We start from the raw sequence: 24,705 nt of genomic DNA on the forward strand, positions 1-24,705 counted from the left end.
GCAACCGATTAACCGATCGTCAAGAGGCTTGCGCTGACGCCGGCGGCGGCGGTATTCACGCTCAGCGAGCGTTCTATCAGCAGGCGCTCCAACAGGATATTGGTTTCGCCGTGGGCAAAGCCCTGCACTGACACGATTGCACCGCTGCGCTGGGCGATTTGCTCACACAGGATACGCAACTGATCGGCGTCGCCGTGGTAAATGGCGGCGTCGAATTCGACCTTATCCTGCTGCCAATCTTTGCTGAAGCTGATGCTGGCCTGAACGGCTGCCGGCAGGCGGCGATACAGGCTGCGTTGCAGCTCGGCTTCTGGCCACAACACGCTGCTGCCTACTGCCAATACCGCCGCCAACTGCGTCAAGGCATCGGCCTCGTTATCGGCCAGGCACAGAACGCGCTCACGCGGTAGCAGGGCATAAGTATTGCGTTCGCCGGTCGGGCCTGGCAGAGGACGCATGGTGCCACCTTGGCCCAATTCGGCGTAACGCTGTGCCAAGGCAACCAGTTCCGGTTGTTTATCGGCCATTGCCCATTGTTCCAGCGCGTGATGTGCTTTTAGCAGCTGTGGTCGTGTGGTGGCTTCCAGCGGGCGTTCGTCATCCTGACGGTTTAGGGTGCGTTGTACGGCGTCATCCGGGCGGTTAGCCAGCAAACGATACAGGTACAGCGGACCACCGGCTTTCGGACCGGTGCCGGACAGGCCTTCGCCGCCGAACGGCTGTACGCCGACGACTGCACCGACCATGTTGCGGTTGACGTACAGGTTACCGACCTTGGCGCGCTCAGTCACGCGGGCAATGGTCTCATCAATACGCGTGTGGATACCCAGCGTCAGGCCATAACCGGCGGCGTTGATCTGATCGACCAGCGACTCCAGATTGGTGCGTTGGAAGCGGACCACGTGCAGCACTGGGCCGAAGATCTCTTTTTGCAGCTCATCAAAGCTGTCCAGTTCGATCAGCGTTGGTTTGATGAAGGTGCCGCGTGACCACTCTTTCTCATCCTGCGCATTGCCTTTCGCTGCCTGATAAACCTTGCGGCCTTTGGCGCGCATCGCCTGGATATGGCGTTCGATACCGGTTTTGGCATCGGCATCGATCACCGGACCGATATCGGTAGACAGGCGTTCCGGGTTACCCATGCGGCACTCGGCCATCGCACCGCGCAACATTTGCAACGTGTGATCTGCCACGTCTTCCTGAATGCACAGGATACGCAGGGCAGAGCAACGCTGGCCAGCGCTGTCGAAAGCGGAAGCGACTACGTCGGTTACGACCTGTTCAGTCAGCGCCGAAGAGTCCACGATCATGGCGTTCAGGCCGCCCGTTTCGGCGATCAACGGGGTTGGACGCCCTTGCGGATCCAGACGGCCGGCGATGCTGCGTTGCAGGATACCGGCGACGTCGGTAGAACCGGTAAACATCACACCGCGGACGCGGGCATCGTTAACCAGTACCGAACCAACGCTCTCGCCCTGGCCTGGCAGCAGTTGCAGCACGCCTTGCGGAATACCGGCTTCCAACAGAATACGCACGGCCTGCGCGGCAACCAGTGGGGTTTGTTCTGCCGGTTTGGCCAGCACGCTGTTGCCTGCTGCCAGTGCCGCGGCAATCTGGCCGGTGAAGATTGCCAGTGGGAAGTTCCACGGGCTGATACAGACGACCGGGCCCAGAGGGCGATGGCTGTCATTGGCGAAGTCATCACGTACCTGGCCTGCGTAGTAATGCAGGAAATCGACCGCTTCACGGACTTCTGCGATGGCGTTATTAAAGGTTTTACCGGCTTCGCGTACCAGAATACCCAGCAGGCTCTGCAACTGACCTTCCATCAGTTCAGCGGCGCGTTCAAGGATCGCGGCGCGTTCGGACGGTGGGGTAGCAAACCAGATTGGGCCGGCGGCGGCGGCGGCATCAAGCGCCCGGCTGACTTCCGCTTCGGTGGCTTCACGTACGTAACCGACGACATCGCCCGGTTCGGCAGGGTTAATCACCGGTTGCTCAACACCTTGATCCAGCTCAGCGTCGATAATTGGCTCTGCGCGCCATGGATGCGTGGCGCTGGTCAAGAGTGCGCTGGACAAGGAGGCCAGACGCTGTTCGTTGGACAGATCCAGGCCGCTGGAGTTGGTGCGTTTCTCGCCGTACAGTTCGCGTGGTAGCGGGATGCGTGGATGCGGCAGGCCAATTTGACCTTCCGTCGCAGCCAGAGCTTCGACTGCGCTGACAGGATCGGCAACCAGCTCGTCGAGCGGCAGCGTGGCGTCGGCGATGCGGTTAACGAATGAGGTATTGGCGCCGTTTTCCAATAGGCGACGTACCAGATACGCCAGCAGCGTTTCATGGGTGCCGACCGGGGCATAAATACGGCAAGGGCGGTTCAGCTTACCGTCAGCCACTTTACCCACGACTTGCTCATACAGGGGTTCACCCATGCCGTGCAGGCATTGGAACTCATACTGACCTGGGTAGTAGTTATTGCCCGCCAAATGGTAAATGGCGCTCAGGGTATGGGCATTGTGAGTAGCGAACTGTGGGTAAATCAAATTTGGCACAGCCAACAGTTTGCGCGCGCAGGCCAGATAGGAAACGTCGGTGTAGACCTTGCGGGTATATACCGGATAGCCCTCCAGACCGTCCATTTGGGCGCGTTTGATCTCGCTGTCCCAGTAAGCGCCTTTCACCAGACGGATCATCAGACGGCGGCGGCTGCGTTGTGCCATGTCGATCACCGCATCGATGGCGAACGGGCAACGTTTCTGATAGGCCTGGATAACGAAACCAATGCCGTTCCAGCCTGCCAATTGTGGCTCAAAGCACAGCTTTTCCAGCAGATCGAGTGAGATTTCCAGACGGTCGGCTTCTTCGGCATCGATGTTAATGCCGATGTCATATTGGCGCGCTTGCAGCGTCAGTGACAATAAGCGCGGGTAAAGCTCTTCCATGACGCGTTCGTACTGCGCGCGGCTGTAGCGCGGGTGCAGTGCAGAAAGCTTGATCGAAATACCCGGGCCTTCATAGATGCCACGGCCGTTGGATGCTTTGCCGATCGCGTGGATGGCTTGCTGGTAGGACACCAGATAAGCCTGGGCGTCAGCTTCGGTCAGGGCAGCTTCACCCAACATGTCGTAAGAGTAGCGGAAACCTTTATCTTCCAGCTTGCGGGCGTTAGCCAGCGCTTCGGCGATGGTTTCACCGGTAACGAATTGTTCACCCATCAGGCGCATCGCCATATCCACGCCTTTGCGGATCAGCGGCTCACCGCTTTTGCCGATAATACGGTTCAATGAGCGAGACAGGTTAGCTTCGTTATGGGTCGACACCAGTTTGCCCGTAAACAGCAGGCCCCAGGTGGCGGCGTTAACAAACAGAGACGGGCTGCGGCCGAGGTGGGAATGCCAGTTGCCGTTGCTGATTTTGTCGCGGATCAGCGCATCACGGGTTGGCTTATCTGGAATACGCAGCAGGGCTTCTGCCAGGCACATCAACGCAACGCCTTCCTGTGAGGAAAGCGAGAACTCTTGCAGCAAACCTTGCACCATCCCGGCGCGGCCGTTTGCACTTTTTTGGTTACGCAATTTTTCTGCGATGCTGTAAGCCATCTTATGGGTAGCTTTGGCAAGATCGGCAGGTAATCGCGCTTGTTCAAGTAACATCGGCACCGCTTCGGTCTCAGGGCGGCGATAAGCCGCCGTGATGGCAGCGCGGTTAACCGACTGGGGCAGAATCTGTTCTGCAAATTCAAGGAATGGCTGGTGGGACTCTTCTTGCACTTGCGGCATAATGTCGTCCGCTTCGGCCTGGCCGGCGGCGGCAAGTGCAGGAATTTCAGGAATATCGGAACCGTTCTCGAGACGTTCGAGATAATTAAAGATGGCTTGTTTGATCAGCCAGTGTGGCGTGCGATCGATACGCTGTGCTGCGCTTTTGATGCGATCGCGCGTTGCCTCGTCGAGCTTCACGCCCATTGTGGTAGTGCCCATGCCAATCCAACTCCTGTGTTTAAGAACCTATCCCATCAGGCTATACACACTGCGGGCCAAATAGCCTGTGGGGATAGGTTCGTGCGTTGTGTGCTGTGATGAATGCAGACAATATCCTGCATGTTGCAACTTTGTGCAACCTTGTTAAATCAAGCTGATGAGCGAAGTGTGAGTTTCATCAGTTTTTTAACATCGATAACCGGCACGGTTCTTGCTGCTGCTTTTGACAGACAGGATAAACAACGGGGGTGAATAGGGCATTTAGGCGTGTTATCCCCAGTAATTTCAGGGGTAAGGCCGCGTTTATATGAGGTGCAACTCTTTTGGGGTGTAGCTGGTGCAACTTTGAGAGCGGTTAAATGTGACGCAGGGTAAACTTTGTGTAACTTTGTTGTTAAATGTCTTGTTGGGTAATGAACAGGTCAACTAGGATAGCCAGCGGTCAGACAATTACGGGTGGAAACTATATTTCACCTGCGGGGTGTCCGCATTTCGCCACGTTCCGGCGGATTGGCAAGCAGTAACTATCGCAATACAGCGCGAAATAATAATGAGAGTGGAGAATTTCATGACAATGAGCACACCAATGCTGGTGACTTTCCTGGTGTATATCTTCGGGATGGTGTTAATCGGCTTACTTGCCTACCGGGCAACCAATAACTTTGACGACTACATTCTGGGCGGTCGTAGCTTGGGTAGCGTAGTGACCGCGCTCTCTGCCGGCGCATCAGATATGAGCGGCTGGTTGCTGATGGGCCTGCCGGGCGCCATCTTCCTGTCCGGCATTTCAGAAAGCTGGATTGCCATTGGCCTGACGATCGGCGCTTACTTTAACTGGAAACTGGTGGCGGGGCGGCTGCGTGTTCACACCGAGGCCAACAATAACGCCCTAACGTTACCGGATTATTTCACCAGCCGTTTTGAAGACAGCAGCAAGATGTTGCGGGTGATTTCAGCCATTGTCATCCTGGTATTCTTCACCATCTATTGTGCCTCCGGTATCGTGGCCGGCGCGCGCCTGTTCGAAAGCACCTTTGGGATGAGCTACGAAACGGCGCTGTGGGCCGGTGCTGCTGCCACTATCCTTTATACCTTTATTGGCGGTTTCCTGGCGGTGAGCTGGACTGACACCGTACAGGCCAGCCTGATGATTTTCGCGCTGATCTTGACGCCGGTGATTGTGATCTTTGCCGTTGGGGGGATCGACACGTCAATGCTGGTGATTGAGGCGAAGAATCCGGCCAATATCGACATGCTGAAAGGCCTGAACTTTGTGGCTATTCTTTCGCTGCTGGGTTGGGGCTTGGGGTATTTCGGTCAACCACACATTCTGGCGCGTTTCATGGCCGCAGACTCTCACCGCACTATCCGCAGCGCACGCCGTATCAGCATGACCTGGATGATTCTGTGTCTGGCTGGCACCATTGCCGTTGGTTTCTTCGGCATTGCCTACTTCGCCAACAACCCGGAATTGGCGGGTAATGTGTCGCAGAACGGCGAACGCGTGTTTATCGAACTGGCGATGATTCTGTTCAACCCGTGGGTTGCGGGCATTCTGCTGTCGGCGATTCTGGCGGCCGTAATGAGCACCCTGAGCTGCCAACTGCTGGTTTGTTCAAGTGCCATTACCGAAGACCTGTACAAAGCCTTCCTGCGTAAAGGTGCCAGCCAACGTGAGCTGGTGTGGGTAGGGCGTATCATGGTGCTGGTCGTGGCGTTGGTGGCTATCGCACTGGCAGCAAACCCGGAAAACCGCGTATTGGGTCTGGTGAGCTACGCGTGGGCCGGTTTCGGCGCGGCCTTTGGCCCGGTCGTCCTGATCTCTGTGATGTGGTCACGCATGACGCGTAATGGCGCATTGGCCGGTATGCTGGTGGGAGCGGGCACCGTGATCGTCTGGAAACACTTTGCCTGGTTGGGGCTGTATGAAATTATCCCTGGCTTCCTGCTTGGCTGCGTCGCCATTGTCGTGGTGAGCCTGATAGGGCGCAAACCTTCGACGACCATTACCGAACGTTTCGAACAGGCTGAAGCCGAGTTCAAAACCGTTTAACGCTCTCGTAGTGCAAGACCAAAGGACGCTTAATGCGTCCTTTGTCATTTCTCGCCTTGCTGTCATCTGCCTGAAACAACTGGCGACATTTGATTAGAAAAAATCACCCTTGCCGCTCTTGTATTTCCGCCAGCCAGAATGATAATCACTATCGTTGTGTTTTACTTTTCTTTACATTGGCGTTGCCGCCGTTTCGGCGTGCGGGCGCTTTGCAGCAGATGCCTTTTTAGGGGTTATTACTTATGTTTGTTCCCTTCCTTATCATGTTCCGTGAGGGGTTGGAGGCTGCGTTAATCGTCAGCCTGATCGCCAGCTACCTAAAACGCACGCAGCGGGGTCAATGGCTAGGCGTGGTATGGATAGGGGTGATTGTTGCCGCTGCCCTGTGCCTGGCGCTTGGCATTTTCATCAATGAAACCACCGGTGAATTCCCCCAGAAGCAGCAAGAACTGTTCGAGGGCATTGTCGCCGTGGTGGCCGTGTTTATCCTGACTTATATGGTGTTCTGGATGCGTAAAGTGTCCAAGTCGGTCAAGGTGCATCTGGAAGGGGCGATCGACAATGCGCTCAACTCCGGCAAAGGCCAGGGCTGGGCGCTGGTGGCTATGGTGTTCTTTGCCGTTGCCCGCGAAGGGCTAGAGTCGGTGTTCTTCCTGCTGGCGGCCTTCCAGCAAGACGTGGGGATTGCGGCCCCGATCGGTGCGGTGCTGGGCCTGGTTGCCGCGATCATTCTGGGCATGGTGATCTATTGGGGCGGTGTGAAGCTGCACCTGGCCAAATTCTTCAAATGGACCAGCCTGTTTATTCTGTTCGTTGCTGCCGGTCTGGCCGCAGGCGCGATTCGTGCTTTCCACGAGGCCGGGCTGTGGAACCATTTCCAGGATATTGCCTTCGATTTCAGCAACCACCTTTCAACCCATTCACTGTTTGGCACCCTGCTTGAGGGGATCTTCGGCTACCAGGAAGCACCGACGGTGAGTGAAGTGGTGGTCTATTTCTTGTATCTGATCCCGGCTCTGATTTTCTTTTTCCTGCCGCAGCGTGCGGAACCGGCTGCGGTTTCGGCGCAACGTAAAATCAATCATTAATTTAAGAGGGAATCTTGTATGTCTACTCCGTTATTCCGCCGCAAGGCGTTGCACGCAGCATTACTGGCTCTCCCGGCGTTCGCGCTGAGCACCAACGCCTTAGCGGCGGACGTGCCGCAGGTAAAGATAACCGTAAACGACAAACAGTGTGAGCCGATGCAATTGACCGTGCCGGCCGGTAAAACCCAATTTGTGGTGCACAACACCAGCCAGAAAAACGTTGAATGGGAAATCCTGAAAGGGGTGATGGTGGTGGAAGAGCGCGAGAATATCGCGCCGGGCTTCACTCAGAAAATGACGGCAAATCTCGATGCGGGTGAGTACGACATGACCTGCGGCCTGCTCAGTAATCCGAAGGGTAAATTGATCGTGACGGCTGCTGCCGGCGCGGCCACTGACGGCAAACCTAATGCGATGGATTTGGTTGGGCCGATTGCTGAATATAAAGTTTACGTGACCAAGGAAGTGGAGGGGCTGGTCAAACAGACCAAACTGTTCACCGATGCGGTAAAAGCCGGCAACGTGGAGCTGGCGCGCAAACTCTATGCCCCGACACGTCAACACTACGAGCGCATTGAACCTATTGCTGAGCTGTTCTCTGATCTGGACGGCAGTATCGATGCCCGTGAAGATGATTACGAGAAGAAAGCGGAAGATCCGAAATTCACCGGTTTCCACCGACTGGAAAAAGCGCTGTTTGCCGACAACACCACCAAAGACATGAGCAAATACGCGGAGCAACTGTATAACGACACCGTTGAGCTGCAAAAACGCGTGAACGATCTGACCTTCCCGCCAAGCAAAGTGGTCGGTGGTGCAGCCGGTTTGATCGAGGAAGTGGCCGCGAGCAAAATCAGTGGTGAAGAAGATCGTTATAGCCGTACTGATCTGTGGGACTTCCAGGCCAACGTCGACGGTGCACAAAAAATTGTGAACCTGCTGCGCCCGCTGGTGGTTAAGGCCAACAAGCCGTTGTTGGACAAGATTGACGCCAACTTCAAAACCGTGGATACCATCTTGGCGAAATATAAAACCAAAGAGGGTTATGAGTCTTACGAGAAGCTGACGGATGCCGATCGTAAAGCCATGAAGGGGCCAATCACCACCTTGGCGGAAGACCTGTCACAACTGCGTGGCGTTCTGGGTCTGGATTGAGGCAAAGCACTATGAGTAACAAGATCGGCCCGGAAAACGGGCCGCATCAGCAACCCCAGGGCGCGGCGTCACCGTCGCGTCGGCGTTTGCTGCAAGGGTTAGGGCTCGGCGTTTTGGCGTTGGGCAGCAGCCGTTTGGCTCAGGCAAAAGATAGCGCCGCTGAACCGCTGGCGGTACCGCAGGATGAACGTTGGCAGAAGCAACCCTTCTATGGTGTACATCAGGCCGGTATTCTCACCCCGCAGCAGGCGGCAATGATGCTGGTGGCGTTCGACGTACTGGCAAGCAACAAGCAGGATTTGGAGCGGCTATTTCGGCTGCTGACCACCCGCATTGCCTTTTTGACCACGGGCGGTAAGGCCCCGGAGGTTGATCCCAAGCTGCCGCCGCTCGATTCGGGCATTATGGGGCCGGAGATTTATCCCGATAACCTGACCATCACCGTGTCGGTTGGAACCTCGCTGTTCGACGAGCGTTTCGGTCTGCAGGCGCACAAACCGCTGCGATTGCAGAAAATGACGCGTTTCCCCAACGATTCATTAGATGCCAGCCTGTGCCACGGCGATTTGGTGTTGCAGATTTGCGCGAATACCAATGAGACGGTGATCCATGCATTGCGTGACATTATCAAGCATTCGCCGGATCTGCTCAGCGTGCGCTGGAAGCGCGAAGGATTTATATCCGCTCATGCTGCCCGCAGCAAAGGCAAAGAAACGCCGATCAACCTGTTGGGCTTTAAGGACGGTACCGCCAACCCGAAAACCGACGACAAACCGCTGATGGACCAGGTGGTGTGGGTGGCTGACAACGCCGGGGAACCTGCGTGGGCGGTGGGGGGCAGCTATCAGGCTGCGCGTATTATCCGCTTCCACGTCGAGTTCTGGGACCGCACACCCTTGCAGGAACAGCAAACCATCTTTGGGCGCGAGAAGCACAGTGGTGCGCCGCTTGGCATGAAGCATGAACATGACGAGCCGAACTACGCCCAAGATCCCGAGGGCAAAATGATCCCGATGGATGCGCACATCCGTCTGGCGAACCCGCGTACGCCACAAACGCAGAGCAATTTGCTGTTGCGCCGTGGTTACAGCTATTCGATCGGCGTATCCAATTCCGGCCAGTTGGAAATGGGGCTGCTGTTTGTGTGCTACCAGGCCGATCTGGAAAAAGGCTTCCTGACGGTGCAAAAACGCCTGAACGGCGAGGCACTGGAAGAGTATGTCAAACCTATCGGTGGCGGCTATTTCTTTGCGCTGCCGGGGGTAAAAGACGCCAATGATTACCTGGGTAGCGGGCTGCTAAAGGCATAAATTACATCTCATTGGGCGGGGACTTCCCCGCCTCCTTATTTCAGCTCTTCACGATGAACCTCGGTTAATTAAAATCAACAGTGGCCTTGCGCTATTGATGGACCGGGCTTTAATTAGGCTAACTATTTTCATTTTTTGTTAAAAGCATTAACATGTTGGCCATAACGTTCCAAATGGTTCATATCATTCTGTCCCTTTAACGGCATTCTCCTGATGAAAAGCACTCATAAAAACCGGTTGGCAGTTTCAGCGCTGGTTATTCCGGCTCTACTGCCTGTTTCTGCCAGCTTTGCGCAGGACAAGGATAGCGAACAGACCATGGTGGTCACTGCCAAGCGCAGCGGTCTTTCTGAACTCTCAACCCCGGCGGCCGTTAGCGTGGTCACTGGCGATCAAATCCGTGAAGCACGGCCGCAGATCAACCTGTCGGAAAGCCTGGGTAGCGTGCCTGGTCTGCAAATCCAAAATCGCCAGAACTATGCGCAAGATTTGCAGTTATCGGTGCGCGGTTTTGGCGCACGCTCAATGTATGGCGTGCGCGGAGTGCGTATTTATGTTGACGGCATTCCTGCCACCATGCCTGATGGGCAAGGGCAAACGTCGAACATAGATCTGAATTCGGTCGAAAAAGTGGAAGTGTTGCGCGGGCCATTTTCCGCACTTTACGGCAACGCGTCTGGCGGTATGGTGAACGTGGAAACCGAAACCGGCCAACAGCCCACCCGCCTTGAGGCCAGTTCATACTTTGGCAGTTACGGCACCTGGCGCTATGGCGTCAAGGCGACCGGGGCAACCGGTGACGGAACCCACGCGGGTGATGTTAACTACACCATTTCAGGCACGCGTTTCACCACTCAGGGGTTCCGCGATCACAGCGGTGCGCAGAAAAATCTTGGTAATGCCAAGCTGGGCGTGCGCATCGATGATGTCAGCACGCTTACGCTGCTGTTCAACAGTGTCGATATCAATGCCAATGATCCCGGTGGCCTGACGTCAGCCGAATGGCATGATAATCCCCGGCAGGCGCCACGCGCCGATCAGTACAATACGCGTAAAAGCACGTCGCAAACCCAGGCCGGTTTGCATTACGAGCGCCAAATGGGCGTCAATGATGACTTGAGCATCATGATGTACGCCGGCGAGCGTGAAACCACGCAATATCAATCGATACCGGTTGCGGTGCAACAACGCAGCGCGCAGCATCCTGGCGGGGTGATTGACCTGACGCGTCACTATCAGGGGATTGATACTCGCTGGACGCACCGTGGCGAACTGGGCGTGCCTTATACCCTGACCGGTGGGCTGGATTATGAAACCATGACCGAACAGCGCAAAGGGTATGAAAACTTTACTCGGGTTAATGGCGTTACGGAACTGGGCACTGAGGGTGCGTTGCGTCGGAACGAGCGCAACCTGATGTGGAATGTGGACCCATACCTGCAAACGTCGTGGCAGTTGTCCCAACAACTGACGCTGGATGTGGGGATGCGTTACAGCACCGTCAATTTCGACTCCAACGATCACTACATCACCGGCAGTAACGGCGATGACAGTGGCAGCGCAAGCTATCACCAGTGGCTGCCGGCCGGCTCCCTCAACTATGCCGTGATGAGCGGTTGGAACCTGTATCTGTCAGCCGGTCGCGGCTTTGAAACACCGACCATTAATGAGCTGTCGTACCGCTCCGGCGATCAGGCTGGGCTTAACTTTGGTTTACAGCCTGCGACCAGTGACACGGTGGAGTTGGGCAGTAAAACCCGTATTGGCAATGGCTTGTTGACCGCAGCCGTTTTCCAGACCGACACACGCAATGAAATTGTGGTAGATGAAAGCAGCAACGGGCGCACCAGTTACAAAAATGCCGGGCAAACCCGCAGACGCGGGCTGGAGCTGGCACTGGATCAGCAGTTCGCTTACGACTGGCGGGTGCAGTTGGCCTGGACGTTGCTGGATGCACGCTACCGCGATGATGTCTGCGGGGACAGCCAGTGCTCGGCGGCGAACAAGGTGCCCAGTGGCAACCGTATGCCGGGCATCGCACGCAACATGGGCTATGCTTCGCTGGCCTGGTCCCCACCGGAAGGCTGGTATGCCGGTGCGGAGATTCGCTATATGAGTGACATCGAGGTGAACGATGCCAACACTGAACAGGCTCCGGCCTACACAACCGTGGGCTTGAATACCGGCTACCGTTATCCGATGGGAAACTGGATGCTGAATGTTTTCGGTCGGGTGGACAATCTGTTCGATCGACAATACGTAGGTTCGGTGATCGTCAATGAAGGCAATGGACGTTACTACGAACCGGCTCCGGGGAGAAACTGGGGCGGCGGAGTGAGCGTTTCTTATACCTTTGAGTAGGCGTGACGAGACGGTACTGACGTAATCAAAGAACACCAGGGCGGGAGCTTTCCCGCCTTTTTTATTTATAAATGGGGTAAGAACGGCAGTTTTTTGTTTGTTTAAAATTTAATCAGGAAACCGAAATGTCATTTGCCGATTTTAATCATAAAGTATTGATATTTAATAATTAAAAAATTTTATTGAATGACATATTCGGCGTGATATAGTGTTCTTGCAGCGGCTGAAAACAAAAAATATTAATCTTTTTTACATTTTAGCAACGCGCGAGAGATGAATGTCATTATACTGTAATCATCTGGCGGTAGTTTTCACACGGTGCACAGCTCGAAGCTGTAAATATCACTGCGGGGATCGCTAATGGTAAAGTCCTTGGTTGGGCTAGAAAGAGAAAATAACAAACCTTTCCTGATGACTCGTTGTAACGAGGGCTCTCTCTCCGACACTCTTTTCCTGACCAAAACGCATTCCCGGCAACACAAACTCTTGTCACTTTCTACTCTACGTTTAATGTCACAATCGCGTTGTCCCGTGAAAAATCGACATGCCGAAATGCCTGCCGGGTATTCACGTTTTCTATTGGCTATCGCTGGCTCAAAAGGGAGCCAAAATCGCATCTGTATGTGAAACATAATCGCACGGCCAGGCCGTTGCGGTAGGTGAAACAAACTGTAAGGTGCCACTATGAGACAAAAAGCAGTGATCAAAGCACGTCGTGAAGCGAAACGCGTTATTCGTCGTGACGCTCGTAGTCATCGCCAGCTTGAAGAAGAGTCCGTAACCTCGCTGGTACAAATGGGTGGTGTTGAGTCTATCGGCATGGCGCGAGACAAGCGCGACAGCTCTCCCATCTTGGCACGAACCGAAGCTCAGGGTCATTACTTAATAGCCATAGATAAGAAACAGTTGATTTTTGCCACCGGTGAAGCCGGCTGCGGCAAAACATTTATCAGCGCCGCGAAAGCGGCAGAAGCCCTTATACACAAAGAAGTGGATCGGATAATTGTTACTCGTCCGGTTCTGCAGGCGGATGAAGACCTCGGTTTCTTACCTGGGGATATTTCTGAGAAGTTCGCCCCTTATTTCCGCCCGGTGTATGACATTCTGGTGCGCCGCTTAGGATCGTCCTTTATGCAATACTGCCTGCGTCCGGAAATCGGCAAGGTAGAGATCGCGCCTTTCGCCTACATGCGCGGGCGCACCTTCGAAAATGCGGTGGTTATCCTGGATGAAGCCCAGAACGTCACTGCCAGCCAGATGAAGATGTTCCTGACCCGCTTGGGCGAAAATGTAACGGTAATCGTAAATGGTGACATAACCCAATGCGACTTGCCGCGCGGCGTGAAGTCCGGCCTCAGCGACGCGATGGAGCGCTTCGAAGAGGATGACATGATCGGCATCATCCGCTTTGATAAACAAGACTGCGTCCGCTCCGCCCTGTGCCAGCGCACGCTCAACGCCTACAGTTAACACCTGCCTGCTCATCAAAGGCCGCCTCGGCGGCCTTTTTCTTGCCTGCCATTAATCCCCGCTCGTTTAGCTTTTGTGTAAATTATTGTGGTTTTTTGTATAGATTTTCGTTTAATTAGCGTTAATGATTAGTGGTGTTCCGGAAGGGCGACGCGGTTCATCCGCCAAAAGGAAATAACTGGGGTGTACGCTGGATTGGCGTACAGGGTGTTGGGATCTTCAATGCGGTTCAATCATGAAATACATTATTTTACTTCTATTTATTTTATGCGTTGTGTATGTGCATTACCGTGGCCGGGTGCGTTATAACTTCTGGCGGCAGCTTTCGGATCATTCCACCTTTACCGCACCGATGAATGTTTTTATGTATCTGTTTTCACGGGTGCCGACCACGCCTTATTTGAAGCCGGAGCAATTCCCAGAGCTACAGGTGCTGCGGGATAATTGGCAAACCATTCGTGATGAAGGGCAGCAGTTAATGGCGATCCAGCAGATTAAAGCATCGGATCAATTTAACGATGCCGGTTTCAATTCATTCTTCAAAACCGGCTGGAAGCGTTTTTATCTCAAGTGGTATGAAGACAGCCATCCATCGGCGATGAGCCTGTGCCCGCAAACGACCGCGCTGCTGCGCAGCCTGCCTTCGGTCAAGGCAGCAATGTTTGCCGAACTGCCGGACGGTAGCCGTTTGCCGCGGCATCGCGATCCTTACGCCGGTTCGTTGCGTTATCACCTGGGGTTGATTACGCCGAATGATGACCGCTGCTTTATTGAAGTGGACGGTGAGCGCTACAGTTGGCGTGACGGCGAGGGCGTGATGTTTGATGAAACCTATCTGCATTTTGCCGAAAACCAGAGTGGGCAGAACCGGCTGATTCTGTTTTGTGATATCGAGCGGCCGATGCGTTTTCGCTGGGCGCAAGCTATCAACCATTGGTTGGGCCGCAACCTGATGAGTGCGGCTACCGCGCCAAATGAAGAGGGCGATCGCACCGGTGGCGTCAATAAGCTGTTCAAGTACATCTATGCGGTGCGTAAAGTGGGGAAACGGTTAAAAGCGTGGAACCGTACTGGCTATTACATCATTAAATGGATTTTGTTTGGCGGTATCGCGGCGGGCGTGTTTTTCGCAATATAGTGTAAAGACGATGGGCGCAGCACGTGCGCCCATCGGTTATTCAGGCAAAGATAGTCATCATATAAGCGGCGAACAGCGCCAGGTGCGCAGTGCCGTTCAGTACGTTGGTTCTGCCGGTCGAGAACGACAGCTGGCACAATAGCAACACCGTCAGCATCACGACGATATGCGGGGTTTGCAGGCCGAAGATCAGCGTTTGTCCGGTCAGCGTGGCGATGATGGTCACCGCGGGCACCGTCAGGGAGATGGTGGCCAGCACGGAGCCGAAGAACAGGTTCATGGCGCGTTGCACCTGGTTGTTCAAGACCGCGCGCAGTGCGCCCAAACCTTCAGGTGACAGGATCAACAGTGCGACCAGGAAGCCGGTAAACTGCGCCGGTGCATTTACCTTGGTCAGCAAACCTTCCAGCGGATTGGCGTTGAACTTGGTCACCGCGATTACCGCAATCAAATGCACCACTAACCAACCGGCATGCCAGGCGCTACTGTGCGAGGAAGGCTTACCGTGGTGCGGATCGCCATCGTCATCTTCATGCTCGTAGACAAACAGGCTCTGGTGAGTTTTGGTTTGGATAACCAGAAACACCCCATACATAGCCGCGGAAATGACCGCGACCAGCAGCGCCTGACCGGTACTGAAGTTGCCACCTGGCAGGGCACTTGGGAACACCAATACAATCACTGCCAGCGGGAAGATGGCCATCAAATACTGCTTAATGCCACCCAGGTTAACGTATTGGGTCGCAAATTTGCGGCCGCCAAGCAGCAGGGCAAAACCCACCAGCCCGGCACTGACAATCATAATGATGGAATAGAGCGTATCGCGCATCAGCGCCGGCGCGGCATCGCCGGTCGCCATCAACGCGGAAATCAGGCTCACTTCCAGGATGACCACGGACAGGCTGAGGATCAGCGAGCCATAGGGTTCACCCAAACGGTGAGCCAGCACGTCGGCATGGCGGACGACGCTGAAGGCGCTGCTGAGAATACCGATCAGAGCAACAATGTTAATGCCGACGATCAGCGGGAAATTGCTGGTAGTGCCCCACAGATTCAGTACCACCAGTGCGGCAATCGGGAAAAGCAGTGAGTATTCAGTGTGGCGGGATTTGGATCGGCCAGGATCGTTTTGCGACTTCATTTCGATGGTACTCCTTCTCAAACAGCGTGGTCCCGTCATCGCTGACTGCCATTAAGGACAGCTCTGCGCATCCAGAATGTTTACCCGTCGCCTTGCAAGTCGCAGCTTGAAATGCAGTGGGTATATTTACATTTAATAATAATAGGATACACCCAGTGGCTCGCGCCGGGGAATGATGTGATGTTGTTAACGTAAAAAAGCCTAGGCTTGCGTTGTCCCTCTTATCCTTCAAGCCGCATTTTTTTAGCTGCGTTGCGATTCGGCTCATCCGTGGCCTCACCTTGCGGGTCAACGCGTGCAGCCGCGATGCAGCAGGATTATTTTGGGGATCTGTGACTAGATTAACAAAAAAACCGCATCGGATGCGGTTTTCTTTACTTACTTTTACGCAGTGAGCTGAATTTTACTCATTAACGGCACATAAATTGCAGTCTCTGCATCTATTGTATGGTTAATAAAGGGAAAAAATATCGTCAGGCGTCAATATTATCCATAATTTCATGCCGTTTATTATGATAACCCTCTTCATTTAGACCCTCACGCCAGTAAGGTACGGCATAAAGCTGATTACGATCACATTGGCGCTCACGGCGCAGGTAGCGGCGCAGTTCGACCACCAGCCGGTCTTCACCCGCCAGCCAGTATTGGGTGTCGGCTTGTGGCAAGGGTAAGGCGCAAAACTGCGTAACCAATTCTGCTGTTTTCTCGGTGCCACCAATAATCCAACTCAGTTCAAAGCCCGCAGGTTTTTTCAGGTCGATCACGTCGGCTGCGCTATCGACACGGATAAAGGCATGGCCTTCACTGGCTGCCGGTAAATTTTCCAACAATGCTGCCAGCGCAGGTAATGAAGACGGATCGCCAGCCAGACAGTAGAAATCAGCCTCTGGCAACATCGGTTTAGGGCCGCCGGGATTGCTGATACCTATTTTATCGCCAGCTTTAGCCTCACGGGCAAAATTAACGGCCGGGCCGCTGTGATCGTGTATAGCAAACTCGATATCGATTTCTGCCTGTTCTGGGCGTACCGCACGGATGGAATAGGTGCGGACGATCGGGCGTACTGCATCTGCCGCCCAGCGTGGGCCATTTTCGGTTAGCGTTGGCAAGTCAGGCTGCGTCTGGCCTTCAAGCGGCAGAAAAACCTTAATGTGTGCGGCGGCAGCGTTAGCCGGGTAATAACCCAGGTCGGGCGCAGTAAAGGTGATACGACGCAGGTGTGGGGTAATATCGCGAATGGCACTGACTGCAATCAGGTAGGGCGCGCGTGAGCGTGGGGCTTCGGTAGTCACGGGGTTCTCCTTATGTTCGTTTGGCGGTGAGTATATCATGCCATTTGATAATGAGAATTGTTTGCTGATTGGCGCAGCGCTAGCCACACAAATCGGTGATTGGGTCGCGATCGGGTCTCTGGGGGGTAACGAATGCAAAAAAGCGAAATCTCGACATGCTTAGATTTAGTATTTTAACTTTCGATATTATTGCTCACGAGTACAAATACTTTTTCACCTTAAACATCGTTTGAAACTTGATTGCTCACCGAGAAAAGAATAAGGTCATTATTAACGTGCGAAAGGTAATTAATTAATAAAATTCCGCACTCAATAATTAAGATTGAACAGTGGCTAGGGAGTATGAGAAATCCTATTCCCGGGAGGTTGTTAAGGTGTTAACGCGAGATTTTCTGCAAAATGCGGATTGCAAAACAGCATTCGGCACCATTGAGGAGTCGCTGTTACTGACATCAGAGCAGCGTGCGGCCTCGCTGGATTGTACTTTATCCCGTCGGCCAGATAATAGCCCCGTGTGGGTCTTCGGCTACGGTTCATTGATGTGGAATCCGGTGTTTGAATCTGAAGAGGTGCGACCGGCTACGCTGCATGGCTGGCATCGCGCTTTCTGCCTGCGGCTAACCGCCGGGCGCGGTACGCTGCATCAACCTGGGCGTATGCTGGCATTGAAAGAGGGCGGCAATACCACAGGCTTGGCGTTCCGACTGCCCGAAAGCAAACTGCGCGAAGAGTTGGAGCTGCTGTGGAAACGCGAAATGGTGACCAACTGCTATTTGCCGACCTGGTGCGATCTTCGGTTGGCCGATGGTGAAGTCGTCACCGCGTTGGTGTTTGTCATGAACTCACAGCATCCACTGTTTGAAGAAGACACCAGCCATCAGGTGATCGCCCCGTTGATCGCCAGCGCCAGCGGGCCATTAGGCACCAATGCCCAGTACCTGTTCGCACTGGATAACGAGCTGAAAAACCACGGCATGAAGGACGACTGCATTGGTGACTTGGTTAGCTATGTACAACAGTGGCTGCAACAAAATACCTCAGGCCCTATCGGCGGCGAAGCGACGGCGTGATCAACACCCTGCATTTTCGAGAGGTTCAGCATGCTGAACCTCTTTTCGTTTATCCCCTTCATATTTGGCGGTTCATCCGTCGGTCTTACCTGGGTCGTACCACTGCGATGTCAGTTGAATGATTTAGGCCATATATATCTAATACCTATAGTTAATAACTTTATTCTGTATGAATACATAATCCACAATTTAAATGTGGATATATATCTGTTTAATTTTGAAAGGATTGTTTTATTTTAGCCGAAGAAACAATGAATTCACCGTGGTGAAAAATCCACTTAGCATGAAAATGCATAACTAAAGGTTATTTCTTATTTGTCCCCTCAGGTCAGATTCCGTATCACTGTGATTAACAATATTGCTCGATAGGGGGGAGTGGATGAACTTTCAACAATTAAAAATCATTCGGGAATCGGCGCGCTGCAACTATAACCTGACTGAGGTGGCCAACACGTTATTTACCTCCCAATCTGGGGTGAGCCGTCATATTCGGGAGCTGGAAGAAGAACTGGGCATTGAGATATTTATTCGTCGCGGCAAGCGTTTATTAGGCATGACAGAGCCAGGTAAAGAGCTGCTGGTCGTGGCTGAACGCATCCTGAATGACGCCAATAATATCCGCCGTTTGGCGGACGTATTCAGCAGCAACGACACTGGGCAGCTACACATTGCGACCACTCATACCCAGGCGCGCTACAGCTTACCGGGGGTGATTAAAGAGTTCCGGGCGTTGTATCCGCGGGTGCGTGTGGTACTGAATCAGGGCAGCCCCGAAGAAATCGTCGGTATGTTGGCTTCCGGTGAAGCCGATATAGGTATTGCCAGCGAGCGGTTGATGAGTGATGAATCCCTGGCGGCGTTTCCCTATTACCGCTGGCATCACACCATTCTGGTGCCGGAAGGGCATGAACTGACTCGCCAACCGCAGGTGACGCTAGAAATGCTCAGCACCTTGCCGCTGATTACTTATCGACAGGGCATTACCGGCCGCTCACGGCTGGACAGCGCGTTTAAAGCCGCCGGGTTGACGCCGGATATCGCTCTAAGTGCACAGGATTCCGACGTGATCAAAACCTATGTCGAATTGGGGCTAGGGGTTGGCGTGTTGGCAGACATGTCGTACGAGAAGGAGCGCGACCACGGGCTGGTCAGCCTTAACGCGGAACACCTGTTTGAACCCAACACCGTTTGGTTAGGTTTGAAACGCAGTCAGTTACAACGTAACTATGCATGGCGGTTTATCCAGCTATGCAACCCGACGCTGTCGCTGACGGAAATCAAAGACAAGGTATTTTCGTCACAGCTGGATACAGTGATCGACTACCAAATCTGATCCTGAAGACGATGGAAACCGGGCCAGGCGCCGTGCCCGGCGAAAGATAACGTGGATACCGCTTTCAAACCAGGCGGCGTTGATTGCGTGCTGTTAGCAGCGCGTCGCCTGCTTAATAATCAAAATCTCAGCTATAGACATAAAAAGAATATCTATAGTTGTTTAAGTACCTTCGCCTGCCGATGGCTCTCACATACACTCGCGAAATTACTATAAATTCCATCCGGTTGGAGAGATTTTGATGAAAGCGTTCGTTCCCTCTTTGGTGTTTTTGGCTGTGGCAGCCAGTTTCAGTGCCCAGGCGGCAACCCCCGCCAATACCTTGGTGATTGCCCAATCAATCGATGACGTTGTTAGCTTTGACCCGGCTCAGGGGTTTGAATTAACCACGGTGCAGTCGTTCAACAGCCTGTACCAGCGCCTGATTCAGTCAGATCCTCAAAACCCGATCGCGCTTAAGCCGACGCTGGCCAGTGAATGGCAGGCGGGCAGCGATAACCGCAGCCTGACGTTTACACTGCGCCCGGATGCGAAATTCGCCAGCGGCAACCCGTTACGCCCGGAAGACGTAATCTTCTCGCTGTCGCGCGTGGTGAAGTTGAATTTAGAGCCGTCGTTTATCCTCACTCAACTGGGCTGGAATGCGAAAAACGTCGATCAATACCTGAGCAAAGTGGATGACCAACGGGTAAAAATCAGTTGGAGTGAAAACGTCAGCCCGGCGTTTGTGCTGAGCCTGCTTTCGGCTCCGGTATCCTCAATTGTTGATGCCAAAGAAGCCTTGGCGCATCAGCAGGGTGATGATCTGGGCCACCAGTGGCTAAATAACCATTCCGCGGGCAGTGGTCCGTATAAAATCCGTACCTATGTACCGCACGAAGTGGTGGTGCTTGATGCCAATCCCACCTCGCCGGAAGGCGCACCAAACCTGAAAACCATCCTGATCAAAAACGTACCTGATCCGGCTGCCCGCCGCTTGCTGATTGAGCAGGGGGATGCGGACATTGCGCGTAACCTGGGTGCAGACCAGATGGCGGCCCTGAAAGGTAAGCCGGGTGTCAAGCCGCTGGCTATCCCGTATGCGTCGCTCTATTTCTTGCAGTTCAACGCCAAGGCGTCACCGGCATTGGGTAACCCGGCCTTCTGGGAAGCGGCGCGCTGGTTGTTCGACTATAAAGGCATTGCTGACGATCTGTTGAAAGGCCAGTTCCAGACGCATCAGGCATTCCTGCCAGACGGATACCTGGGGGCGTTAAAAGATCAGCCTTACAGTTTTAACCCGAGCAAGGCCAAAGATATTCTGGCGAAGGCCGGTCTTAAAAATGTCAGCTTTAAGCTTGAAGTCAACAATCAGCCGCCGTATCTGGATATTGCGCAGGCATTGCAGGCCAGCTTTGCGCAAGGTGGGGTAAAGGTGGATCTGGTGCCGGGCCTCAGTGCGCAAGTCTCTACCAAGGTAAAATCCCTGAACTACGATGCGACGTTAACCTCCTGGGGGCCGGACTATTTTGATCCGAACACCAATGCCGCGGCTTTCGCCTATAACCCGGAAGATGGCAGCAAGACCTTGGCCTGGCGTGCAAATTGGCAAATCCCTGCGCTAAGTAAATTGACGCTGGCGGCAACGGCGGAAAATGACACCGCCAAACGGGTGGCGGATTACCAACAGTTGCAACAGGCCGTTCAGCAAAGCTCGCCGTTCGTGATTGGCTTGCAGGCGCGGAGCCTGATTGCAGTGCGTGACAACCTCAAAGGCTACGAACAGGGCATTAACCCTGACATGGTGTTCTACAGCAAGGTCAGCAAGTAATGATAAGCCGTATTTCCTCCGCCGGGTTCGCCCGGCGTAGTTGGCGCTGGGGGCGCAGGCTGTTCACCGGCTTGCTGTCTTTGGCGCTAACGCTGCTTGGTCTACTGTTATTCACCTTTATGCTTTCGCATTTGGCGCCGATTGACCCTACGTTGCAGATCGCCGGCGATCACGCCAGCGAAGCTACTTATGCCCAGGTACGTCACGATCTGGGGTTGGATCAACCTTTGCCGGTGCAATTCTGGCGTTATCTGGTTCATCTGGCCCACGGGGATATGGGCATCTCGCGCATTACTTCGCAGCCGGTCTTGAGTGATTTGCTGCGCACCTTCCCGGCGACGGTGGAGCTGGCGACGTGCGCCATTCTCCTCGGTGCGGTCGGTGGCATTACGCTGGCGTTTCTCGCGGTGATTAAACCGGGCGGATGGCTAGATAACGTGGCCCGTCTGCTGTCGTTGATCGGGTATTCCGTGCCCATCTTCTGGCTTAGCCTGTTGGGGCTGTTGTTGTTTTACGCCACGCTGCATTGGTCTGCAGGGCCGGGCCGGCTGGACGACATCTATCTGTACAGCATGGAACCCCGCAGCGGGTTTATCCTGATCGACAGTTGGTTATCCGGCGATCGGGAGATGTTCTATAACGCCATCAGTCATTTGTGGTTGCCGGTGGTGGCACTGGCATTACTGTCGATGGCGGGCATCACCCGCTTGCTGCGTGCAGCCATGCTGGAAGAGTGCAATAAAGAGTACGTGACCCTGGCGCGCTCCAAAGGTGCCAGCCGCACGCGCATTTTGTTGCGCCATGTGTTTCCCAACGTGCTCGGTACACTGATTACGGTATTGTCGCTGTCCTATGCCAGCCTGCTGGAAGGTGCAGTGTTGACTGAAACAGTGTTTGCCTGGCCGGGCGTTGGGCGTTATCTGACTACGGCATTGTTTGCCGCGGATACGCCAGCCATTCTTGGCGCGACCTTGTTGATCGGTACCTGTTTTGTGGTGCTTAACGCGCTGGCTGACGCGCTGACCTATTTAGTGGACCCGCGAACCCGATGAGCCAATACCTTTCTGAACATGAACCCCAGAGCGAGCCGGCTGCCGTTTACCGCTCGCGTGGCAAGTTGACCACGCTGACGTTGGGCGCCACGCTGGTGGCGATTTTGATCCTCACCGCACTGCTGGCTCCCTGGTTGGCCCCCTTTGATCCCAATCTACAGCATATAGAGATGCGGCTATTGCCGCCGTCCTCCGGTCATTGGCTGGGGACTGACGGCTTTGGCCGCGATCTGTTGTCACGGGTCATTTATGGCGCGAGGCCAACATTAATTCTGGTGTCATTGATCCTGCTGCTGACCATTCCTATTGGTTTGTTGGTGGGCATCAGCGCCGGTTACCTCGGTGGCTGGGTGGAGCGCATTCTAATGCGTGTCACCGATATTTTTCTGTCATTGCCAAGCCTGGTGATCGCGTTGGCGTTTGTCGCGGTGCTAGGCCCCGGGTTGATGAATGGCGCTCTGGCGCTGGCATTGACCAGTTGGCCGTCGTTTGCCCGGCAGGCACGGGCGGAAACGCTCGCGCTGCGCCGCAGTGATTATCTGGCGGCCGCGCGTATGCAGGGCATTGGCGGTTTGCGGCTGATGGCTGGCCATATATTGCCGTTGTGCCTGCCAAGTGCGGTGGTGCGTGCTGCATTGAGTCTGGGCGGGATTATCTTGTCTGCCGCCGGTTTAGGTTTTCTCGGCATGGGTGTGGCACCGCCCACTGCGGAATGGGGATCGATGGTCGCCGAAGGCAGTAAAGTGATTTTTGATCAGTGGTGGGTGGCCGCCGCACCGGGCGGAGCAATCCTGTTTGCCAGCCTGGCCTTTAACCTGTTGGGCGATGGCCTGCGCGATAAAATGGATCCTCGTCATGGGCATTGATAACAACTTATTGACCGTTGAACGGCTGACGGTGGCATTGCCAGGAGCGCAGCCGTTGGTAAAAGGGATTTCTTTCAGCATGGGTCAGGAACGGATGGCGCTGGTGGGCGAATCCGGCTCGGGAAAATCGTTGACTGCACGCGCCTTGATGGGGCTGCTGCCGCCACCGTTACAGTTGCAGGCGCAGCGTTTGACGCTAGGGGGAGACGATCTGACGCGGCTGAATGAACGTCAGTGGAACCGCCTGCGTGGTAACAAAGTGGCAATGGTGATGCAGGATCCCAAACATGCGCTGAATCCGACCCAACAAATTGGACGTCAGGTGGAAGAGCCGCTGTTACTGCATACCCGCCTTGGGCGTGCCGAACGGCGGGAGAAGGTGCTGGATATTCTGGCCGCGGTGGGGTTGCCCGATCCGGTTGCGCTACGTCAACGCTACCCGCACCAGCTGTCCGGGGGCATGGGACAACGCGTGATGTTGGCGATTGCGCTGATTAACGATCCGCAATTACTGATTGCCGATGAGCCAACGTCAGCGCTGGATCACCAGATGCGCGATCAGGTACTGCAACTGATCGAAAATCTGGTTGAGCAACGTAATATGGGCCTGATTTTGATCAGTCATGATTTACAGCAGGTGGCGCAATACTGCGAACGGGTGCTGGTGATGTACAAGGGTGAACTGCTGGATCAGTTACCTGCCGATTGCCTGGCCACGGCCACTCATCCCTATACCCGCACGCTGTGGTCATGTCGGCCAAGCCGGGAAACGCACGGCAAACAGCTGCCTGTGCTGGATCGTACGCTGCTGGAGTCACTGAAATGAGCCTGATTACCCTGGACAATCTCAGTGTCAGCCACCGGCAGGGCTATGAATTGCGCACGGTGGTGCATGATGTCAGCCTGCATATAGAACAGGGTGAGTGTTTCGGCCTCGTTGGCCCTTCCGGCTGCGGTAAGTCGTCGCTGCTGTGGGTGCTGGCCGGGTTAAATGAACACTGGAGCGGGGAGTTCCACCTGTTGGGCCGTGATCTACAGCCGGGGCGGCCTTTTACCGGCACGCTGCGGCGTGAGGTACAAATGGTCTTTCAGGATCCCTACGCGTCGCTGCACCCCAAACACCGCTTGCTGCGCACATTGGCGGAGCCGCTGAAATTGCTGAAAGAGAGTGATATCGAGCAGAAAATCAGCGCCGGTTTTCGTCAGGTAGGCTTAGATCCCCGTTTGTTGGATCGCTATCCCCATCAGCTTTCCGGCGGGCAGCGTCAACGGGTGGCGATAGTGCGCGCGCTGTTGCTAAAACCCAAGCTGTTGTTACTCGATGAGCCCACCTCGGCACTGGATATGTCAGTGCAGGCGGAGATCCTCAATTTGCTCAACGAACTGAAACAGGCGGGGGATTTAACGATGATCCTGGTCAGTCACGATGCCGATGTTATCGATCACATGTGCGATCGCTCGGTGGCGATGGCGCAGGGCCGGATCCTTGCTTGAGCCTATGCCCGCCAACGCGGCGGGCATATCCATCTTGGTAATAAATAAAGCAATTTATAGTCGTTCTTCTGCTAAGCCGCTGCCCCTACACT

At 54.4% G+C, this 24,705-nt stretch carries 17 protein-coding genes; 14 read left to right on the forward strand and 3 right to left on the reverse strand.

Annotated features, from left to right (window positions below):
* Positions 1-8: 8 nt before the first annotated feature.
* Positions 9-3,980 (reverse strand): trifunctional transcriptional regulator/proline dehydrogenase/L-glutamate gamma-semialdehyde dehydrogenase, encoded by a 3,972-nt coding sequence (gene putA / locus AC2FC2_RS19955; protein WP_490659776.1) that lies wholly within the window; start codon positions 3,978-3,980, stop codon positions 9-11.
* Positions 3,981-4,548: 568 nt separating this feature from the next.
* Between putA and putP the strand changes: the two genes are divergently transcribed.
* From putP to lpxO, 7 genes are all read left to right on the forward strand, one after another.
* Positions 4,549-6,033 (forward strand): sodium/proline symporter PutP, encoded by a 1,485-nt coding sequence (putP, locus tag AC2FC2_RS19960; RefSeq protein ID WP_490659777.1) that lies wholly within the window; start codon positions 4,549-4,551, stop codon positions 6,031-6,033.
* A 242-nt stretch (positions 6,034-6,275) separates the two neighbouring features.
* Positions 6,276-7,121 (forward strand): iron uptake transporter permease EfeU, encoded by an 846-nt coding sequence (efeU, locus tag AC2FC2_RS19965; RefSeq protein WP_209635501.1) that lies wholly within the window; start codon positions 6,276-6,278, stop codon positions 7,119-7,121.
* A gap of 18 nt (positions 7,122-7,139) precedes the next feature.
* Positions 7,140-8,276 carry an iron uptake system protein EfeO gene (gene efeO / locus AC2FC2_RS19970; RefSeq protein WP_490659778.1) on the forward strand — a complete coding sequence of 379 codons (1,137 nt, stop codon included), beginning with the start codon at positions 7,140-7,142 and terminating at the stop codon, positions 8,274-8,276.
* 11 nt (positions 8,277-8,287) lie between these two features.
* Positions 8,288-9,586 carry an iron uptake transporter deferrochelatase/peroxidase subunit gene (efeB, locus tag AC2FC2_RS19975; RefSeq protein WP_490308151.1) on the forward strand — a complete coding sequence of 433 codons (1,299 nt, stop codon included), beginning with the start codon at positions 8,288-8,290 and terminating at the stop codon, positions 9,584-9,586.
* A 213-nt stretch (positions 9,587-9,799) separates the two neighbouring features.
* Positions 9,800-11,947, forward strand: coding sequence for a TonB-dependent receptor PqqU (gene pqqU / locus AC2FC2_RS19980; protein ID WP_490308152.1), 2,148 nt, complete (start codon positions 9,800-9,802; stop codon positions 11,945-11,947).
* Positions 11,948-12,631: 684 nt separating this feature from the next.
* On the forward strand, positions 12,632-13,417 hold the full coding sequence (gene phoH, locus AC2FC2_RS19985; protein WP_209635493.1) for a phosphate starvation-inducible protein PhoH: 786 nt from the start codon (positions 12,632-12,634) through the stop codon (positions 13,415-13,417).
* A 235-nt stretch (positions 13,418-13,652) separates the two neighbouring features.
* A complete protein-coding gene (lpxO, locus tag AC2FC2_RS19990; RefSeq protein ID WP_209635468.1) occupies positions 13,653-14,555 on the forward strand; it encodes a lipid A hydroxylase LpxO in 903 nt (300 codons plus the stop codon).
* Positions 14,556-14,595: 40 nt separating this feature from the next.
* Here the strand turns inward: lpxO and chaA are convergent, their stop codons facing one another.
* Together chaA and AC2FC2_RS20000 are read right to left on the reverse strand one after the other, a co-directional pair.
* Positions 14,596-15,696 carry a sodium-potassium/proton antiporter ChaA gene (gene chaA / locus AC2FC2_RS19995; RefSeq protein ID WP_209635458.1) on the reverse strand — a complete coding sequence of 367 codons (1,101 nt, stop codon included), beginning with the start codon at positions 15,694-15,696 and terminating at the stop codon, positions 14,596-14,598.
* Positions 15,697-16,169: 473 nt separating this feature from the next.
* On the reverse strand, positions 16,170-16,988 hold the full coding sequence (locus AC2FC2_RS20000; protein ID WP_209635456.1) for a siderophore-interacting protein: 819 nt from the start codon (positions 16,986-16,988) through the stop codon (positions 16,170-16,172).
* 374 nt (positions 16,989-17,362) lie between these two features.
* Here AC2FC2_RS20000 and AC2FC2_RS20005 point away from each other — a divergent pair, with 374 nt between their 5' ends.
* From AC2FC2_RS20005 to AC2FC2_RS20035, 7 genes are all read left to right on the forward strand, one after another.
* Positions 17,363-18,058 carry a gamma-glutamylcyclotransferase gene (locus AC2FC2_RS20005; protein WP_209635453.1) on the forward strand — a complete coding sequence of 232 codons (696 nt, stop codon included), beginning with the start codon at positions 17,363-17,365 and terminating at the stop codon, positions 18,056-18,058.
* Between the two features lie 379 nt (positions 18,059-18,437).
* Complete coding sequence (gene cbl, locus AC2FC2_RS20010; protein ID WP_209635451.1) at positions 18,438-19,391, forward strand: HTH-type transcriptional regulator Cbl; 954 nt, start codon at positions 18,438-18,440, stop codon at positions 19,389-19,391.
* Between the two features lie 241 nt (positions 19,392-19,632).
* Complete coding sequence (locus AC2FC2_RS20015) at positions 19,633-21,201, forward strand: ABC transporter substrate-binding protein (protein ID WP_404759366.1); 1,569 nt, start codon at positions 19,633-19,635, stop codon at positions 21,199-21,201.
* Positions 21,201-22,253: an ABC transporter permease gene (locus AC2FC2_RS20020; RefSeq protein WP_265553810.1), complete on the forward strand. Its 1,053-nt coding sequence runs from the start codon at positions 21,201-21,203 to the stop codon at positions 22,251-22,253. The genes AC2FC2_RS20015 and AC2FC2_RS20020 overlap by 1 nt, the downstream gene beginning before the upstream one ends.
* On the forward strand, positions 22,250-23,119 hold the full coding sequence (locus AC2FC2_RS20025; protein ID WP_209635436.1) for an ABC transporter permease: 870 nt from the start codon (positions 22,250-22,252) through the stop codon (positions 23,117-23,119). The genes AC2FC2_RS20020 and AC2FC2_RS20025 overlap by 4 nt, the downstream gene beginning before the upstream one ends.
* Entirely contained in the window at positions 23,109-23,945 is an 837-nt protein-coding gene (locus AC2FC2_RS20030) for an ABC transporter ATP-binding protein (RefSeq protein ID WP_490659779.1), read from the forward strand. Before AC2FC2_RS20025 ends, AC2FC2_RS20030 begins: the two co-directional genes overlap by 11 nt.
* Positions 23,942-24,613, forward strand: coding sequence for an ABC transporter ATP-binding protein (locus AC2FC2_RS20035; protein ID WP_209635433.1), 672 nt, complete (start codon positions 23,942-23,944; stop codon positions 24,611-24,613). The genes AC2FC2_RS20030 and AC2FC2_RS20035 overlap by 4 nt, the downstream gene beginning before the upstream one ends.
* The last annotated feature ends 92 nt before the right edge of the window (positions 24,614-24,705 follow it).

Source organism: Serratia sp. CoH_122_TC_1 (assembly GCF_058191755.1).